At 64.7% G+C, this 18397-nt stretch carries 12 protein-coding genes and 1 pseudogene; 7 read left to right on the top strand and 6 right to left on the bottom strand.

The genetic code is table 11. The annotated features are described in order from the left end of the window. Window positions 1-85 precede the first annotated feature (85 nt). Window positions 86-244 (top strand): annotated as a pseudogene (locus D779_RS21875) (tyrosine-type recombinase/integrase); the annotation flags it as partial. Between the two features lie 80 nt (window positions 245-324). Here D779_RS21875 and D779_RS18035 read toward each other — a convergent pair. The 6 genes from D779_RS18035 to D779_RS18010 form a co-directional block, all read right to left on the bottom strand. Continuing rightward, window positions 325-1872 carry a mechanosensitive ion channel family protein gene (locus D779_RS18035; RefSeq protein ID WP_043756802.1) on the bottom strand — a complete coding sequence of 516 codons (1548 nt, stop codon included), beginning with the start codon at window positions 1870-1872 and terminating at the stop codon, window positions 325-327. Between the two features lie 206 nt (window positions 1873-2078). Continuing rightward, window positions 2079-4454, bottom strand: a complete 2376-nt coding sequence (locus tag D779_RS18030; RefSeq protein ID WP_043756799.1) for a nitric oxide reductase activation protein NorD — start codon at window positions 4452-4454, stop codon at window positions 2079-2081. A 67-nt stretch (window positions 4455-4521) separates the two neighbouring features. Further along, window positions 4522-4881, bottom strand: a complete 360-nt coding sequence (locus tag D779_RS18025; RefSeq protein WP_043756797.1) for a four helix bundle protein — start codon at window positions 4879-4881, stop codon at window positions 4522-4524. A gap of 53 nt (window positions 4882-4934) precedes the next feature. Then, a complete protein-coding gene (locus D779_RS18020; RefSeq protein WP_043756794.1) occupies window positions 4935-5741 on the bottom strand; it encodes a CbbQ/NirQ/NorQ/GpvN family protein in 807 nt (268 codons plus the stop codon). A 120-nt stretch (window positions 5742-5861) separates the two neighbouring features. After that, window positions 5862-6218 carry a ribulose bisphosphate carboxylase small subunit gene (locus D779_RS18015; protein WP_043756789.1) on the bottom strand — a complete coding sequence of 119 codons (357 nt, stop codon included), beginning with the start codon at window positions 6216-6218 and terminating at the stop codon, window positions 5862-5864. A 121-nt stretch (window positions 6219-6339) separates the two neighbouring features. Next, entirely contained in the window at window positions 6340-7758 is a 1419-nt protein-coding gene (locus D779_RS18010; RefSeq protein ID WP_043756787.1) for a form I ribulose bisphosphate carboxylase large subunit, read from the bottom strand. A 258-nt stretch (window positions 7759-8016) separates the two neighbouring features. Here D779_RS18010 and D779_RS18005 point away from each other — a divergent pair, with 258 nt between their 5' ends. From D779_RS18005 to D779_RS17980, 6 genes are all read left to right on the top strand, one after another. Next, window positions 8017-8952 carry a LysR family transcriptional regulator gene (locus tag D779_RS18005; protein WP_043756784.1) on the top strand — a complete coding sequence of 312 codons (936 nt, stop codon included), beginning with the start codon at window positions 8017-8019 and terminating at the stop codon, window positions 8950-8952. A gap of 132 nt (window positions 8953-9084) precedes the next feature. Beyond that, complete coding sequence (dxs, locus tag D779_RS18000; protein ID WP_043756781.1) at window positions 9085-11022, top strand: 1-deoxy-D-xylulose-5-phosphate synthase; 1938 nt, start codon at window positions 9085-9087, stop codon at window positions 11020-11022. A gap of 105 nt (window positions 11023-11127) precedes the next feature. Further along, on the top strand, window positions 11128-11904 hold the full coding sequence (gene gloB, locus D779_RS17995; RefSeq protein WP_043756779.1) for a hydroxyacylglutathione hydrolase: 777 nt from the start codon (window positions 11128-11130) through the stop codon (window positions 11902-11904). Beyond that, window positions 11897-12769 carry a ModD protein gene (gene modD, locus D779_RS17990; RefSeq protein ID WP_052348250.1) on the top strand — a complete coding sequence of 291 codons (873 nt, stop codon included), beginning with the start codon at window positions 11897-11899 and terminating at the stop codon, window positions 12767-12769. Before gloB ends, modD begins: the two co-directional genes overlap by 8 nt. Window positions 12770-13121: 352 nt before the next feature. After that, window positions 13122-15509: a phosphoketolase family protein gene (locus D779_RS17985; protein ID WP_043756776.1), complete on the top strand. Its 2388-nt coding sequence runs from the start codon at window positions 13122-13124 to the stop codon at window positions 15507-15509. A 97-nt stretch (window positions 15510-15606) separates the two neighbouring features. Beyond that, window positions 15607-18105 (top strand): glycogen/starch/alpha-glucan phosphorylase, encoded by a 2499-nt coding sequence (locus D779_RS17980; RefSeq protein WP_043756773.1) that lies wholly within the window; start codon window positions 15607-15609, stop codon window positions 18103-18105. Window positions 18106-18397 lie beyond the last annotated feature (292 nt).

Genomic DNA, 18397 nt, shown 5'->3' with positions numbered 1-18397 from the left:
CTCAGTCGGTAGTCGTTCATCATGAGGAGCTTACCATGGGGCCAGACTGTTCACGAGGGAACTCTGCCGAAAACCTGTATGAGACAGGTATAGCTTCGCGACCCATGTGTTACAGGCCGGATATGACATCCGCACGGTTCAGGAATTGCTGGGGCATGCGGACGTGTCGACCACCATGATCTATACGCATGTGCTGAATCGTGGCGGGAAGGGGGTGCGGAGTCCGCTGGATGCCTTGGTGTGAGCGGGCGGTGATTTCCTTTCGGCGCAATACGCTGTCGCTATTGCGCCCTACGGGGAGGTGGGAGCGATGGACTGGGGGTATCAGCGTCCGCGGTGGCGGCGCGAGGGGCGCCAGACCAGGGTCTCGATGCGGTCGCGGATGTCGCGCATGCTGAGGCTTCGGGCGGGCTGGCGGCTGGCGACGCGGGCGGCCTCGGCGGCGTCCAGACGCTCCTTGACGACGCCGGCGAGACGCTCGGCGAGTTCGGGACGCTCGGAGACCAGGCCGCGAATGCAGTCGAGGTCGATGCGGATCAGGCTCACGTCGCTCTTGGCCGTGAATTCGAGGAAGGAGGGATCCGTCGTCAGCATCGAGGTGATGCCGAAATACTTTCCGGGTCCCAGGGTCTCGGTGACCTTGCGGGTGCGATCGGAGAGCGTGATCGCCGCCTCGACCAGCCCGGCCGCGACCACGTAGAAGGCCCCGCTCTGCACCGCCTCGGCGAGGATGACATGCCCGCTGTCGAACTGGCAGAAGGCGGCCCGCGAAGAGAGACGCTCCAGTTCCTCGCCGGTCAGGAATCCAGCCAGATCGAGACCCTGGAGCGCCAGCAGCAGGCTCGGCGGTTCGGCCTGGGTGATATGGGCACGCCGGGTGCGGATCTCCTGCACCTGGGGCGCGGCCTCGATGCCCGCGGCCTGCAGACCGCGATGGATCTCCCGGAACAGCTCCTCGCGGGCACGAAACATCGCCGGGTAGTTCTTCAGATGGACCCAGACCATGTAGGTGAAGGGGACCGTGGTGGCATCCGAGAGACGAACGATCGGATAGGGGAATTTGAGCACGTTCTCGCAGCGCATCGCCGCCTCGAGCATGAGCGCGGTCGCGAAGCGCGGATCGACCTCGGCCGGAACCTTGACGAAATACCAGGGCGCGTAGAGGTGCTGATCGTCGTGCAGATTCTTGATCGCCTGCCCCGCCATCTGCGAGTTGGGGATGATATGAGTGGCATTGTCCCAGCCCCTCAGCCGGGTCGCGCGCCAGTTCACGTCGACCACCTGGCCGACGGTCCCGTCCTTGAGCTCCACCCAATCGCCGAGATGGAACGGACGCTCCATCCCCAGCGCGACCCCGGAGAAGAGATCGCTCAGGGTCTTCTGCAGCGCCAGACCCAGCACGGCCGCCGTGACGCCGGTCGAGACCCAGATACCGGTGAATGAATAGCCGCGCTGCCAGAGAAAGAGGGCGATCCCGAGCGCCAGCATAGCCACATAGATGAGACCGGTCACCAGCTTGGGGATGCGACCGGACAGCTCCTCGTTCGAACGGTCGAGCAGCGTGACCTCGATGAGCCGCGCCAAGGCCCATCCGGCGGACAGATAGACCAGCAGCTGAGTCAGGACCCGAATGCCGTCCCCCGCCCTGGGGATCTCGAGCAAGCCCACAACCAGCTGGACCAACGACCCGATGACGAGGACGGCGCACGGCAGCACGATCAGATCGATGAGTGCGACCAGGCGCGGAAAGCGCGTACTGTCGGATTTACCTTCCAGAATCCAGGCACCGATCCGTCCCAGCAGGACGAGGAAAAGGATGCCGATCAGTAGATGCCAGTTGTCGGGGGCCAGGGTATCGAAGAGCTTGGTCATGGGCTGAATCGCGCCCGGGGCGCGTCCTTCAGTGCGTGCAGGGTCCCAAGTCTAGCGGAATGATCGGGGGTGTCTGGTGGCGAAATCGATATATTTTTGTATTTCAGATGGTTGAGTTGAGAGCATCCTGCGTTGGATGGCCGGCATGCGGCGGAATAGGCTGCGCTATTCCGCCCTACGGGAAGCCTGATCGATCGGCCGGGGGGTCAGGCGGTCAGGGCGGCGAATACGGCTGGAAGCCGTTCGGGAAGCCGCTCGACCTGGTCGACGATAGAGTAGCCGTTCTCGCCGAAGATGCGGGCGACATAGCGGTCCGCGTCCGGGTCCAGGGTCAGGCAATAGGTATGGATGCCGCGCATGCGCAGATCCTCCACCGCCTTCTTGGCGTCGTGCCGCAGATATTGCGGATCGCGCTCGTCGATGTCGGCGGGCTCACCGTCGGTGATGAGCAGCACCAGGCGCTTCTGGGCCGGCTGCTGGGTCAGGTGCCAGCCGGCATGGCGGAGCGCGGCGCCCATGCGGGTGGAAAGCCCGCCCTCCATCCCGGCCATGCGCGACTTGGCGTCGTCGTCATAGGGCTGGTCGAAGTCCTTGAAGCGGTAGTACTGGACGTCGTGACGCCCGTCGGAGGCGAAGCCGTGGACGGCGAAGTTGTCGCCGATGGAGTCGATCGCCCAGGCCAGCAGCCCGGTGGACTCGCGGGTGAGATCCAGGATGCTCGGGGCCTCCTCGTAGCCGGGCTCGCCCTCCTTGACGCCGACCTTCTCGTTGGTGGACTGGGACAGGTCCATCAGCACCACGATGGACAGATCGCGGACGTGCCGAGTGATGCGGATGTTGATGCGCGGATCCGGCATGACACCGCGACGGATGTCGATCATGGCGCGCACGGCGGCGTTGAGATCCAGCTCCTCGCCCTCCTCGTAGCCGCGCCGACGGACGATGCCCTGGGGCTGGAGTGCATCGATCAGATGGCGGATACGGCTCGCGACCGGCTTGTGCTTGGTGAGGATCTCGTCCATCCGCTCGGGATCGCCCCTGCCCTGCCGGCGCTCGACGAGGGTCGCCCAGTCCGGCCGATGCAGCTGAACCTGATAGTCCCACTCCTGGTAGTGATAGGGCTCGGAGACCGGCTCCTTGCCCTCCAGCTCGTTGATGGTGCAGCCCTCCTGGTCGAGCCAGAACTCGGTCGAGAGGGTCCAGATCTCCTGGGCGTCGTCGCCGGCCAGCTCGCAGTCGAGCTCGTTGACCATCTCCATGACGCTGACGTTGCGCCGCACCTGCTGCTGCGAGGCGGGGAGATAGTCGATACCACGGGTGACGAAGAGGTTCTCGTCGAAATCCCAGATGTAGTCGTTGTCGTCCCGATAGGGCAGCGGCAGATCCTCCAGGATACGCAGGCTGGGAATGGCGGCGACCTGGACGGCACGGTTGTAGAAGTCCACGCCGGCGAGCCAGCTGATCCGGTTGTCCTCGGCACGCTCGGCGAATGCGGCGCGGAAGGCGGCGGCAGACTCCTCGATCAGGGCGTCCGGGTCCTGGTAGTCCTCGTCCAGCAGGGCTCGGGACATCCGCATCATGAGGTCGACCAGCGGATGCCGCTTGGTGGGCTCGTCGGCCTCGGGCGATGCGGTGAAGAACTGCAGCCACAGCTTCCTGAGCCCCGGGAACTCACGGATGGCCAGCGACTCGATGCGGGCGTCCTCGAACAGCTCGATGAAGAGCCGCTGCACCGGATTCAGCTGCTCGGCGCTCATCGGCTGATTGGTGTAGACCATGTGCGCGGCGCAGTGCGCGGCGGCGGCGCGATAGAGCTCCATGCCCGAAATGCCGCGCCAGGCGTCGAAGGCGTCCGGCAGATGGATCTGGAAGTCCTCGATGAAGGGCTTGAGACCGGTACGCGACTCGTAGTCGCCCGAGGTCGGACGCATGAAGAAGGCCCTCGCCCAGAGCGCGCGCAGATAGAAGTTGAGCTTGCGCTGGTTGTCGACGAAGAGGGTCCCGCGCCGCTCCTTCTGCAGCACCGAGCGCGAGGACTCGGTCTGCAGCCCGAAATAGGCCATCTGGCCGTCCAGATCTCGGGCGTGGGCCTGCGCGCCCCAGAGCGCCCAGCGCCTGAGCCCCCCGAGGGTGAGTTTGGACAGCAGCTCGTCCATGTTCTCCATCATCGGCCGCAGACCGCGCGGGGCCTTGCCGGCGAGCTGATGGAGCAGGTTCAGATAGCCGCGCATCACCTCAATGTCGCCCAGCCGGCTGGCGGCCAGCGGCATGTTGCTCATCATGAGGGTGATGACCGTGCCCGAGGTATGGGAGGACAGCTTCATCAGCGAGCTGACGATGTCAGGGATGATGTCCTCGCCCACCTCCTTGACGACCCCAGGCATCTCCTGGACGTAGGTCAGGACCAGATCCGCCCCCTTGTTGAGGGTGCACATGGCCTTGATGCCGGTCAGATAGTGCTCCAGTCCCCGAGGGGACATGACACGCGCCGCCTCCTGATAGCTCGACTCCAGCGCCTGAGCATGCTCGTGCTCCGGGTCGGCCTTGAGACAGGTGAGAAATTCGCTGAAGTCGATGGTCATTGGGAAAGCCTCCAGCTTCCAGCGGCCAGCCTCCAGCCAGAAAGAGCGAGCAGCCGTGATCGGAGTCTCATGCCGATCGACACAGCTTGGAGAGCAGACCGGACAACATTCTGCGCACCTCCGAGCATTGCAGCATCAGCGCATCGGCTTGATCTTCTGAGAGATAGCTGAGGTCTCTGGATAGCAAACATTGGTATTCGAGCTCATTGGCTGAGCCCGCCGCGATTCTGACGAAGCGGGCGAAATCTGCATCGGTTCCCCGTCCGCAGCCCTCGGCGATGTTCGAGGGCACGGAGACGGCACATCGCCGCATCTGGGCCGACAGCCCAAATCGTTCGGCGTCCGGAAACCCTCTCGTCGCCTTGTAAATCTCCAGCGCCAGCACATGCGACTTCTCCCATACACCCAGCTTTCGATAATCCCTCATACCCTTCCCCTTGCTCCGCTGGAAGCTGGCGGCTGGCGGCTGGCGGCTGGAAGCTAGAAATAGGTATTGACGGCCGCATCCAGGGTATCGCGCATATCCGGGTCGTCCGTGAGCGGTCCGACCAGGGCCATGCGGGCGGCGGACTGGGGGTCGATGCCCTGGGAGATGAGCTGGGCGGCATAGACCAGGAGCCGGGTCGACATGCCCTCGTCCAGACCGTGACCCTTGAGGTTGCGGCTGCGGTGGGCGATCTGGACCAGCTTCTCGGCAGTGGACTTATCCACCTTGCCCTCGTGGGCGATGATCTCGGACTCGATCTCGGCGGTCGGATAGTCGAAGTCGAGCGCGCCGAAACGCTGCTTGGTCGACTGCTTCAGGTCCTTCATGAGGCTCTGATAGCCGGGGTTGTAGGAGATGACGATCTGGAAGTCCGGATGGGCCTCGACCAGCTCGCCCTTCTTCTCCAGCGGCAAGGTGCGTCTGTGGTCGGTCAGGGGATGGATGACGACCGTGGTGTCCTGACGCGCCTCGACCACCTCGTCGAGATAGCAGATGGCGCCGAGGCGCGCGGCGACGGTGAGCGGGCCGTCCTGCCACTTGGTGCCGTTGATGTCGAGCAGGAAGCGGCCGACCAGGTCGGAGGCGGTCATGTCCTCGTTGCAGGCCACGGTGATGAGCGGCTTGCCGAGCTTCCAGGCCATGTACTCGACGAAGCGGGTCTTGCCGCACCCGGTCGGCCCCTTGAGCATGACCGGCATCCGCGCGTCGTAGGCCGCCTGGTACATGGCGACCTCGTTGTGGACTGGACAGTAGTAGGGCTCTTGCTGAATCAGGTATTGGTCGCGATCGAAGTCTGACATGGGAGCGGTCCCTTCATGGATTCTGGGAGTCGAGGGTTTCCGGAGCGCGGACAAAACGAAGCCCCTGCCCCTTCATTCAGGAAGCAGGGGCTCCGTTAGCCGCAATGAAGCGCCTAGCCGTTAGACCGGCTTGCCGCGGAAGACGACCATCTCGGCACCCTTGGACTGGGCGTAGTTGTCGAATCCGATCAGACGCACGTGGTTGTCGGGATGCGCCTTGTGACAGGCCTCGGCCTCGGCCAGGACGGTATCGACGTCGGTCTCGCCGAACATCGGCAGCTTCCACATGTACCAGTAATGGTCGAAGGCGTTCTCCGGCTCGGTGTGCTCGACGGCCGGGTTCCAGCCCTTGGAGATGATGTACTCGACCTGCTTGCGGATCTGCTCCTGGGTCATGGCCGGCAGATAGGAGAAGGTCTCGAACTTGCGGCTGTTGACGTCTTCGAGACTGGAGGTGTAGTCCTGCATGTCGCTCATGGTATGTCGCTCCGAAATTGTTATCCGTTCGAGTGGTTCGTCTGAGCTGCCAGCCTCCAGCGACCGGCTTCCAGCGGGAGAAGCCAATCAAGCTGGTAGCTGGAAGCTGGCGGCTGAAGGCTTACTTATGCGACACGTCCAGCTTGTCGACGGTGTCGAACTCGAACTTGATCTCCTTCCAGGTCTCCATGGCGGCCTTGAGCTCCGGGCTGGAGGCGGCGGCCTTGGTGAGGACCTCTTTACCCTCCTTCTCGATGGCGACGCCTTGGTTGCGCGCCTCGACGCAGGCTTCGAGCGCGACACGGTTGGCGCAGGCGCCGGCCGCGTTGCCCCATGGATGGCCGAGGGTACCGCCGCCGAACTGCAGCACCGCATCGTCGCCGAAGATGGTGACCAGGGCCGGCATGTGCCAGACGTGGATACCACCGGAGGCCACCGCGAAGGCGCCCGGCATGGCGCCCCAGTCCTGATCGAAGAAGATGCCGCGGCTGCGGTCCTCCTTGACGTAGGACTCGCGCAGCAGATCGATCCAGCCCAGGGTCGACTCGCGGTCGCCCTCGAGCTTGCCGACCACGGTGCCGGTGTGCAGATGGTCGCCGCCGGAGAGACGCAGGATCTTGGTCAGCACGCGGAAGTGGATACCGTGGTTCGGGTTGCGGTCGAGCACGGCGTGCATGGCGCGGTGGATGTGCAGCAGCATGCCGTTGTCCTGACACCACTGAGCCAGACCCGTGTTGGCGCAGAAACCGCCGGTGATGTAGTCGTGCATGATGATGGGTGCGCCGATCTCCTTGGCGTACTCGGCACGCTTGTACATCTCTTCCGGGGTCGGCGCGGTCACGTTCAGGTAGTGACCCTTGCGCTCGCCGGTCTCGCGCTCGGCCTTGTCGATGGCCTCCATGACGAAGTCGAAGCGTTGGCGCCAGCGCATGAAGGGCTGGGAGTTGACGTTCTCGTCGTCCTTGGTGAAGTCGAGACCGCCGCGCAGACACTCGTAGACCGCGCGCCCATAGTTCTTGGCCGAGAGACCCAGCTTGGGCTTGATGGTGCAGCCGAGCAGCGGACGGCCGTACTTGTTCATCAAATCGCGCTCGACCTGGATGCCGTGCGGCGGGCCGTTGCAGGTCATGACGTAGGCGATCGGGAAGCGGACGTCTTCCAGGCGCAGGGCACGCACGGCCTTGAAGCCGAACACGTTACCGACCAGCGAGGTGAAGACGTTGACCACCGAGCCTTCCTCGAAGAGGTCGATCGGATAGGCGATGAAGGCGTAGAAGGCGTCGTCGTTGCCGGGCACGTCCTCGATGGCGTAGGCGCGGCCCTTGTAGTAGTCGAGATCGGTCAGCAGGTCGGTCCAGACCGTGGTCCAGGTGCCGGTCGAGGATTCGGCCGCGACGGCCGCGGCGGCCTCTTCACGCGGGACGCCGGCCTGCGGGGTGATCTTGAAGCACGCCAGGATGTCGGTGTCCTTGGGCGTGTAGTTCGGCATCCAATAGGTTTCACGATATTCCTTCACGCCCGCGTTATATGTCTTGGCCATTCTCGTATCGTCCTCCGCAAGGGTGTTGATGTGGCCTGGAGAGCCAGGCCGAGCGATGGATGGAACCGCTCTGCTCGTCTTCAAGTCTGGAGCAGATTATTCGTGGAAAAAAACATAATTGAAAGTCAGTGTTTTTTATGGGATACATCAGTAAAAAGTTATGATTCAACCGGCATCCGGCCGGCCAGGCGGATCATCGCCGCTTGCCAGGCTTTACACAACACGAGACCAACGGCCGAAGACCGGCGACTATCCCATATGAACATCTCACTGAGACAACTCCGCGTCTTCGAGGCGGTCGCCCGTCATCTGAGCTATACCCGCGCGGCCGAGGAACTGCATCTCAGCCAGCCGGCCGTGTCCATGCAGGTGCGACAGTTGGAGGAGGAGATCGGACTGATCCTCTTCGAGCGGCTCGGCAAGCGCATCCTCCTGACCGAGGCCGGCGAGGAGGTCCATCAGTACAGCCAGGCCATCGACCGCTCGCTGATCGAGATGGAAGAGGTGATGGAGTCGCTCAAGGGCGTGAACCGAGGGCGGCTCCAGGTGGCGGTGGCCAGCACGGTCAACTATTTCGCGCCGCGGCTGCTGGCGATCTTCCAGAAACGCTATCCAGGGATCACCCTGAAGCTGGTCGTCACCAACCGCGAGAAGCTGGTCCACCTACTCGACGGCAACGCGGTGGACCTGGTGCTCATGGGCCTTCCGCCCAAGACGGTCGAGGTCGAATCCGAGGTCTTCATGGAGAATCCGCTGGTCGTGGTCGCACCGCCCGACCATCCCCTGGCCGGAGAGCGCGACATCCCACTGTCGCGCATCGCCCAGGAGGTCTTCGTGATGCGCGAGGAGGGATCGGGAACGCGCCAGGCGATGGAGCGCTTCTTCGCCGAGCGCGGACTGAGCATCCGGCATGGGATGCAGATGACCCGCAACGAGGCCGTCAAGCAAGCGGTCCGCTCCGGACTGGGCCTGAGCGTGGTCTCGATGCACACCATCGAGCTCGAACTGGAGACGCGGCGCCTGGTCGTGCTCGACGTGGAGGACTTCCCCGACCGGCGTCAGTGGTATCTGGTCTACCGCCAGGGCAAGCGTCTGTCGCCCGCCGCCAGGGCCTTCCGCGAATTCGTCCTCGCCGAGGCCGCGAGCATCGCCGCGCCCATATCCTTCCCCCAAAAGACGCCAGCGAACGGCTGAGTACGTATCGAGAGGCGCGCATTTCCATATAGATGACATGGTATTGAGCGCCTGGCCAGCATCATCGGGTTGGTCAGCCCATCCTTAATTCGACTAAACTACTTGGCTTGTCAAAAAGCAGACTCTCAGATCATGCCACACCGCACCTTGAGCGATTCCGGTGTCGCCTCGCACCGACGTCCACTCCTCGATTCGATCGACTCGCCGCGAGACCTGCGAGCCCTGTCCGAGAGTCAGCTCCCCGAGGTCGCGAGCGAGCTGCGCAACTTTCTGATCGAGTGCGTCTCGCAGACCGGCGGACACCTGGCGGCCGGACTGGGCGTGGTCGAACTCACCCTCGGACTCCATTACGTCTTCGATACGCCTGCCGACCGCATCGTCTGGGACGTCGGTCACCAGGCCTACCCGCACAAGATCCTCACCGGCCGCCGCGACCGCATGTGCACACTGCGCCAGAAGGACGGCGTCTCCGGCTTTCCCAAGCGCAGCGAGAGCGAATACGACACCTTCGGCGTCGGCCACTCCAGCACCTCGATCAGCGCCGCGCTCGGCATGGCCCTAGCCGCCAAGCAGAAGGGCGAGCGGCGCACCGTGATCGCCGTGATCGGCGACGGCGCACTGAGCGCCGGCATGGCCTTCGAGGCGCTCAATCACGCCGGATCCATGGACATCGACCTGGTCGTCATCCTCAACGACAACGAGATGTCCATCTCGCCACCGGTCGGCGCCATCAGCAACCACCTGGCGCGTCTGCTCTCCGGGAAGGTCTACACCAGCATGCGCGAGGGCAGCAAATCCGCCCTGGCCGGCATGCCGCACCTGCGCCATCTGGTCGGCCGCTGGGAAGAGCACATGAAGGGCATGCTGATGCCCAGCACCCTGTTCGAGGAGCTGGGCTTCAACTATATCGGCCCCATCGACGGTCACGACATGGGCTCGGTCGTGCGCACCCTGCGCAACATCAAGGACATGCCGGGACAGCGTCTGCTCCATATCGTCACCAAGAAGGGGCGCGGCTACGAGCCGGCCGAGGGTCAGCCGACGACCTATCACGGCGTCACCCCTTTCGACCAGCGCACCGGCGAGCTGCGCAAGGGCAAGAGCAAGGGTCCGAGCTACACCCAGATCTTCGGCGGCTGGCTGTGCGACGCCGCGGCCGAGGACGCGCGCCTGGTCGGCATCACCCCGGCCATGTGCGAGGGCTCGGGTCTCACCGCCTTCTCAAAGCGCTTCCCCGACCGCTTCTTCGATGTCGGCATCGCCGAGCAGCACGCGGTCACGCTCGCCGCCGGCCTCGCCTGCGAGGGACTCAAACCGGTCGTCGCCATCTATTCGAGTTTCCTGCAGCGCGCCTACGATCAGCTCATCCACGACGTGGCGCTCCAGAACCTGGACGTCACCTTCGCTGTCGACCGCGGCGGACTGGTGGGCGCGGACGGCGCCACCCATGCCGGCAGCTTCGACCTGAGCTTCACCCGCCCCATCCCCAACATGATCATCATGGCGCCCGCCGACGAGAACGAGTGCCGCCAGATGCTCAAGACCGGATTCGAGCACGAGGGACCGGCCATGGTGCGCTATCCGCGCGGCAGCGGACCCGGCGTCGCCATCGACCCCAAGGCCCCGGCTCTGCCGATCGGCCGCGGCGAGGTCGTGCGCCGCGGCCAGCGCCTCGCCGTGCTCGCCTTCGGCAGCATGGTCGCCCCCGCGCTGGAGGCCGCCGAATCGGTGGACGCCACGGTCGCCAACATGCGCTTCGTCAAGCCGCTCGACACGGATCTCATCCTGGAACTGGCCGACAGCCACGAGATCCTCTTCACCGTCGAGGAAAACGCCATCGCCGGCGGTGCCGGCAGCGCCGTGGCCGAGACCCTGTCCAGCCATGGACGGGTGGTGCGCTGCATCCATCTCGGGCTGCCGGACCGCTACATCGACCATGCAGATCATCGCGAGCAGCTGGCGGCCTGCGGACTGGATGCATCCGGCATCCTCGCCAGCCTGCGGGCCGAGCTGGAGAGCGCCGGCTGGACCCAGCAGGACGACGGCGAGCCGGCGCGCAGGCACGCCTAGGGCGCCATCACCGATGCCGCTCGAACGTCTCCCGGCATTCGAGCGGCCTTCCTCCCAAAACCTTTCGTCAAACCGCTGATCGAGATTGGGCCGGAGGTCACAGACATGATCCAGGCACGCCCCATCCCCGCCTTCGATGACAACTACATCTGGCTCCTGACCGAGACCGACGACACGGCGGTCGTGGTCGATCTGGGCGACGCGGATCCGGTGCTGGAGGTCCTGCGCCGAGAGGGCCGCACCCTGACCGGAATCCTGGTCACCCACCATCACCACGACCACACCGGCGGCATCCCCGATCTGCTGGAGGCATTCCCGAACGCCGAGGTCCATGGCCCGGCGGATCCGCGCATCCGCACCATCACCCATCCTTGCCGCGAGGGCGACGCGATCCGGCCCGCAGGACTCTCCACCCGCTTCCGGGTGATGGAGGTCCCAGGCCATACCTCGACCCACATCGCCTATCTCGGCGACGGCAAGCTCTTCTGCGGCGACACACTCTTCGCCGCAGGCTGCGGCCGGGTCTTCGACGGCACCTTCGAGCAGCTCGCCAACTCGCTCGAAAGCATCGCCGCCCTGCCCCCGGACACCCTCTGCTACTGCGCACACGAATACACCCTGGCCAATCTCGGATTCGCCGCATGGGTCGAACCGGACAGCCCCGCGCTGGTCGAACGCACCGGGCTCGAGACCGAGCGGCGCCGACGCGGCGAACCGACCCTTCCCGCGCCGCTCGACCTGGAATTGAGCACCAACCCCTTCCTGCGCGTCCGCGAGCCCAGGGTCATGGCCGCGGCCGCAGGCTTTGCCGGCCGCCCGCTGAGCTCGGGGGCCGAGGTATTCACCGCGCTACGGCGCTGGAAGGACGAACGCTATGACTGATTCCGCGACGAGACCGGTGGCCCCAGGGACGCCACCGGTGCTCAGCGACCAAGAACTGCACCAACTCCTCGACGAAGACGTCCCCTTCGGGGATCTCACCACCGAATCGCTCGGCATCGACGCCCTACCCGGACGCATCCGCTTCTTCGCCCGCGACCCCATGGTGGTCTGCGGCATCGAAGAGGCCGCGCGCATGTTCGAACTCTGCGGCGCACACGCCGAGATCCGCCTGCACTCCGGCAACGAGGCGCCGAACGAAACCCTGCTGCTCAAGGCATCCGGTAGCGCGGGCGCCCTGCATCGCGGCTGGAAGACCGCCCAGACGCTCGTCGAATGGTGCTCCGGCATCTCGACCCGCGCCTCCGCCATCGTCACCGCTGCCCGCCGCGGCAACCCCGACGTCATGGTGGCCGGAACCCGCAAGAACGTCCCGGGCAACCGCCGCCTGGCGGTCAAGTGCTTCAAGGCCGGCGGTGCCGTCATGCACCGCAACGGTCTGTCCGAGACCCTGCTGGTGTTCGCCGAGCACCGCCAGTTCCTGCCCGGCACCTCCCCGGCCGAGATGATCGCGCGCCTGCACCGTCAATGCCCCGAGAAACGGGTGGTGGTCGAGGTCGCGACGCCCGACGAGGCCCTCGAATGGGCCGAGGCCGACGTGCTCCAACTCGAGAAGTTCACCCCCGAGGCCGTCGCCCAGGTCGCCCGAGCGCTCGCCGAGCGCGGCTCCAGCACGGTCGTCGCCGTCGCCGGCGGCATCAACGCCGCCAACGCCGAGGAATACGCCAAGGCCGGCGCGCGCCTGCTGGTCACGACCGCGCCCCATCTGGCACCGCCGAGGGACGTTCAGGTTCGATTCGAGTCCTGAGATGAGGATCGGCGCCGCGCTTGGCGCCGATCCGCCCGATCGAGATCAGATACCTGTCCGCATCTCGCAGGCTATCCATTTCTCCACGCATCGCGCCGATACGGCAGACCGCGATGCCATGAACCGACCGTAACCTCCCCTTCATCCCGAAATCCCCCGAAGGCGCTAGCCTATGGAGGTCTCGGGCGCGGCCGATGAATGCCCACGCCCTTCCCGTGATCTGGATCGATCGGGGACAGACGACCCCGGGGCAGGATTCACGCGCCGCGAATCGGACGGCATTCGGGATCCTATCGCATCGCCCCTTGTCTGACCCCATGTCCGACCAACCGCCAAGACGGAGGAGACTACGATGACGACCACACCTGAATCCCAAAGCAGTCCAGCACTTACAAGCGAAGAGACCACCCGGATCGATGCCTATTGGCGCGCCTGCTGTTACCTGGCCGTCGGCATGATCTATCTGCGCGACAACCCCTTGCTCAAGGAGCCGCTGAAGGAGGAGCACCTCAAGCAACGCCTGCTCGGTCATTGGGGCGCGAGCCCCGGGCTCTCCTTCATGTACGTGCATCTCAACCGGATCATCCGGGAGCGCCAGCAGGAGGCCATCTTCCTGGCCGGTCCGGGCCATGGCGCGCCGGGCGTGCTCGCTCCCGTCTATCTGGAGGGCACCTATTCCGAGATCTATCCCAACAAGAGCGAGGACGAGGAAGGCATGAAGGCCTTCTTCAAACAGTTCTCCTTCCCCGGCGGGATCGGCTCTCACTGCACCCCGGAGACGCCCGGATCCATCCACGAGGGCGGCGAGCTGGGCTATTCCATCTCGCACGCCTTCGGTGCCGCCTTCGACAACCCAAACCTATTGGTCGCCGTGGCCGTCGGCGACGGCGAGTCCGAGACCGGGCCGCTCGCCACCTCCTGGCATTCGAGCAAGTTCCTCAATCCGATCCGCGACGGCGCGGTGCTGCCGATCCTCCATCTCAACGGCTACAAGATCAACAATCCGACCCTATTGTCCCGCATCCCCAACGAGGAGCTGGCTGATCTCTTCCGCGGCTACGGCTGGACGCCGCACTTCGTCGAGGGTGACGACCCCATGGTCATGCATCAGCGGATGGCCGAGACCATGGATGCCTGCTATCAAGAGATTCGAGGCTTTCAGGAGACGGCCCGCGCCAGCGGCGAGGCCACACGCTGCCACTGGCCCATGATCGTGCTACGCACGCCCAAGGGCTGGACCGGCCCGGCCGAGGTCGACGGGCACAAGGTCGCGGGATTCTGGCGCGCTCATCAGGTCCCGCTCTCGGGCATGCATGCCAACGAGGCCCATCTGCGTCAGCTCGAGAACTGGATGCGCAGCTATCGCCCGGAGGAGCTCTTCGACGCGAACGGCCGGCTCATGTCCGAGATCCGGGCACTGGCCCCCGAGGGCGCGATGCGCATGAGCGCCAACCCGCACGCCAACGGCGGTCTGCTGCGCCGCGCCCTGCGCATGCCCGACTTCCGCGACTATGCGCTGGAGGTTCCGGGTCCGGGCCGCGTCCGCGCCATGAACACCCGTCCTACCGGCGAACTGCTGCGCGACGTCATGGCCAAAAACATGGACAACTTCCGCGTCTTCGGGCCGGACGAGAACACCTCCAACAAGCTCGACGCCATCTACGAGGTCAGCAAGAAACTCTGGCTCTGCGACTACCGGCCGGAGGATGCCGACGGCGGCGAGCTCTCCCCCGACGGCCGGGTCATGGAGATGCTCTCCGAGCACACCCTCGAGGGCTGGTACGAGGGCTACGTGCTGACCGGACGCCACGGCTTCTTCGCCACCTACGAGGCCTTCGTCCACGTCATCGACAGCATGTACAACCAGCACGCCAAGTGGCTGGCCATCTGCGAGGAGATCCCCTGGCGCGCGCGCATCTCCTCGCTGAACCTGCTGATCACCTCCACCGTCTGGCGCCAGGACCACAACGGCTTCACCCATCAGGACCCGGGCTTCCTCGACGTGGTGGTGAACAAGAATCCCGAGGTCACTCGCATCTATCTGCCGCCGGACGTCAACACGCTGCTCTCGACGGTGAATCACTGCCTGCAGAGCCGCGACGACATCAACGTCATCGTCGCCGACAAGCAGAACCATCTCCAGTATCTGGACATGGACGCCGCCATCAAGCACTGCACCAAGGGCATCGGCATCTGGGAATGGGCCAGCAACGACCAGGGCAGCGAGCCGGACGCGGTGCTGGCCGGGTGCGGCGACATCCCCACCAAGGAGGCGCTGGCCGCCACCGCCCTGCTGCGCGAGCACTTCCCCGACATCCGGTTGCGCTTCATCAACGTCGTGGACCTCTTCAAGCTGCAGCCGGCCGGCGAGCATCCGCACGGACTGAGCGACGCCGATTTCGACAGCCTCTTCACCAAGGACAGGCCCGTCATCTTCAACTTCCACGGCTATCCCTGGCTGATCCACCGCCTCGCCTACCGCCGCACCAACCACGCCCATCTGCACGTGCGCGGCTACAAGGAGAAGGGCAACATCAACACCCCGCTGGAACTGGCGATCAACAACGAGATCGACCGTTTCAGTCTCGCCATCGACGTCATCAACCGGGTGCCCCGCCTGCAGGTGGCCGGCGCGCACGTCAAGGAGAAGCTGCGCGACATGCAGATCGACTGCCGCAACTACGCCTACGAGCACGGCATCGACAAGCCCGATGTGGACGAATGGGTCTGGCCCTTCTAATCTAGACGGCGCCGGTCGGGTGCCTTTCCGGCACGCGATCGGCCCGGCGTCTCACCTCAGCTCTTCGGCCTCTCCTTTTCATCGACAAGGTGTCCCCATGAACCAGGAGCCATCCCCCGCCTCGTTCGATCAGGAACGCGAGCACACCCGCACCGGCATGTCGAAGGCGTCCCTGAAGCGGGACTTCCTGGACAATCTCTTCTACATCCAGGGACGTTTCCGGGAGGTCGCGACCCCCCACGACCTCTACATGGCCGCCGCCTACACCACTCGCGACCGGCTGCTCGCGCGCTGGGTCAAGTCGGCCCAGGACTTCAAGACCACGCATGCGCGCACGGTCTGCTATCTCTCGGCCGAATTCCTGCTCGGCCCGCATCTGGCGAACAATCTGGTCAATCTGGGAATCGCCGAGACCTCGACCGAGGCCGCGGAGGAGCTGGATCTGGACTTGAACGCCATCATCGAGGAAGAGGAGGAACCCGGACTCGGCAACGGCGGACTGGGGCGTCTGGCGGCCTGTTTCATGGACTCGCTCTCGACCCTCCAGATCCCCTCGATCGGCTACGGCATCCGCTACGAGTTCGGGATCTTCGACCAGATGATCGAGAACGGCTGGCAGGTCGAGAAGAGCGACACCTGGCTGCGCAACGGCAACCCCTGGGAGATCCCGAGGCCCAAGATCCGCTTCCCGGTCATGTACGGGGGCCATACCGAGCAGTATCGCGATCACGACGGACGCCCGCGCACGCGCTGGGTGCCGGATCTGGTCATCGATGGGGTCGCCTACGACACGCCCATTCTCGGCTACGGGGTCGGCAACGTGAATCTGCTGCGCCTGTGGAAGGCCGAGGCGTCGGAGTCATTCGATTTCCAGGCATTCAACGTCGGCGACTATTACGGCGCGGTGCATGCCAAGATCGAGGCCGAGACCATCTCCAAGGTGCTCTACCCCAACGACGAGCCCGAGGCGGGAAAGGAACTGCGACTCAAGCAGCAGTTCTTCTTCGTCTCCTGTTCCGTGCAGGACATGATCCGGCTTCAGTTCAACACGGTCGGCCCGCTCGAGACCCTCGCCGACAAGTTCGTCGCCCAGCTCAACGACACCCATCCGGCCCTGGCCGTGGCCGAGCTCATGCGTCTGCTGATGGACGAGCACGACATGGAGTGGGACCAGGCATGGGACATCACCCACCGGGTCTTCTGCTACACCAACCACACCCTGCTGCCCGAGGCGCTGGAGACCTGGTCGGTCAGCCTCTTCGAGCGCCTGCTGCCGCGCCATCTGGAGATCGTCTACGCCATCAACCAGCGCTTCCTCGACCAGGTCCGGGTCCGTTTCCTCGGCGACGAGGACCGGGTGCGCCGCATGTCGCTGATCGCCGAGGACGGCGAGCGCCGGGTGCGGATGGCCCACCTCGCGGTGGTCGGCAGCCGGGCGGTCAACGGTGTCGCCGAGCTGCACTCCGAGCTGGTCAAGACCACGCTCTTCAGGGACTTCCACGAACTCTGGCCCGACCGCTTCCACAATGTCACCAACGGGGTTACGCCTCGGCGATTCATGGTGGTCGCCAACCCGCGTCTGACCCGCCTCATCACCGAGACCTGCGGCAGCGACGCCTGGATCCGCGACCTCGATCGGCTGCGCGAGCTCGAGGCACATGCGACCGACCCCGGGCTGCACGAGCGCTGGCACGAGGTCAAGATCGCGGCCAAACGCGATCTCTCCGCCTGGCTCAAGCATCGCACCGGCGTCCTGCTCGACCCCGAGGCCATGTTCGACGTCCAGGCCAAGCGCATCCACGAATACAAGCGCCAGCACCTGAACGTCCTGCACATCGTCCGCTGCTATCAGCGCATCAAGCAGAACCCCAATCACGACATGGTTCCGCGGGCCTTCGTCTTCGGCGGCAAGGCGGCACCCGGCTATTTCATGGCCAAGCTCATCATCAAGTTGATCAACGCCATCGCCGAGGTCGTCAACAAGGACCCCCAGGTCAACGGCTTCATCCGGGTCGTCTTCATGCCCGACTTCAACGTCAAGAACGGTCAGCGTCTCTATCCCGCCGCGAATCTCTCGGAGCAGATCTCGCTCGCCGGCAAGGAGGCGTCCGGTACGGGCAACATGAAGTTCTCCATGAACGGCGCGCTGACCATCGGCACGCTGGACGGCGCCAACGTCGAGATCCGCGAGGAGGTCGGCGCCGAGAACTTCTTCCTGTTCGGCATGTCCGCCGAGGAGGTGAACCGGCGCCAGCACCAGGGCTATCGTCCCTGGGAGCTGTACCGGGGGGATCCGGAGCTCAGGTCCGATATCGACCTCATCAACTCCGGCCTCTTTTCGCACGGAGACACCCAGCTCTTCCGACCGCTCACCGACCAGCTCGTCAATCAGGATCCCTTCATGGTTCTGGCCGACTATCGCGCCTATCTCACCTGCCATGACCATGTCGCCGAGGTCTATCGCGACCACCACCGGTGGACACGCATGTCGATCCTCAACGTCGCCCGCATGGGCAAGTTCTCCTCGGACCGCGCCATTCGCGAATACGCCGAGCGTATCTGGCAGGTCGAACCGCATCCGGTCGGCGGCGGCTAGCCGGGACACCGTCCAGAGGCCATCCCGAGATCGAATCGGATCACGCATCGAGAACGGCACCGCCAGTCGAAAAGCGAGGTTTCGACTTCCGCCACCATACCCCGTCCACGATTCGCGTAATCGTCGACATACACCCCAATTTGCCCTCGCGCCCGGCACCGAATCAAGGCAGAATCATGTAAACATTTTGGTCAAACTGACGAGCAGGGAACTCAGGGATATGCTCAGTTGCAGCCAAGACAACAAGAATTCTCACGGATTCGAAGGCCCGCCGGAACGGCGGGCGGTCGGC

The sequence above is a fragment of the Imhoffiella purpurea genome (genome assembly GCF_000585215.1).
Taxonomy (GTDB): domain Bacteria; phylum Pseudomonadota; class Gammaproteobacteria; order Chromatiales; family Chromatiaceae; genus Imhoffiella; species Imhoffiella purpurea.
The sequence above is the reverse complement of the archived record's forward strand: the minus strand, read 5'-3'. Positions and strand labels throughout refer to the sequence as shown.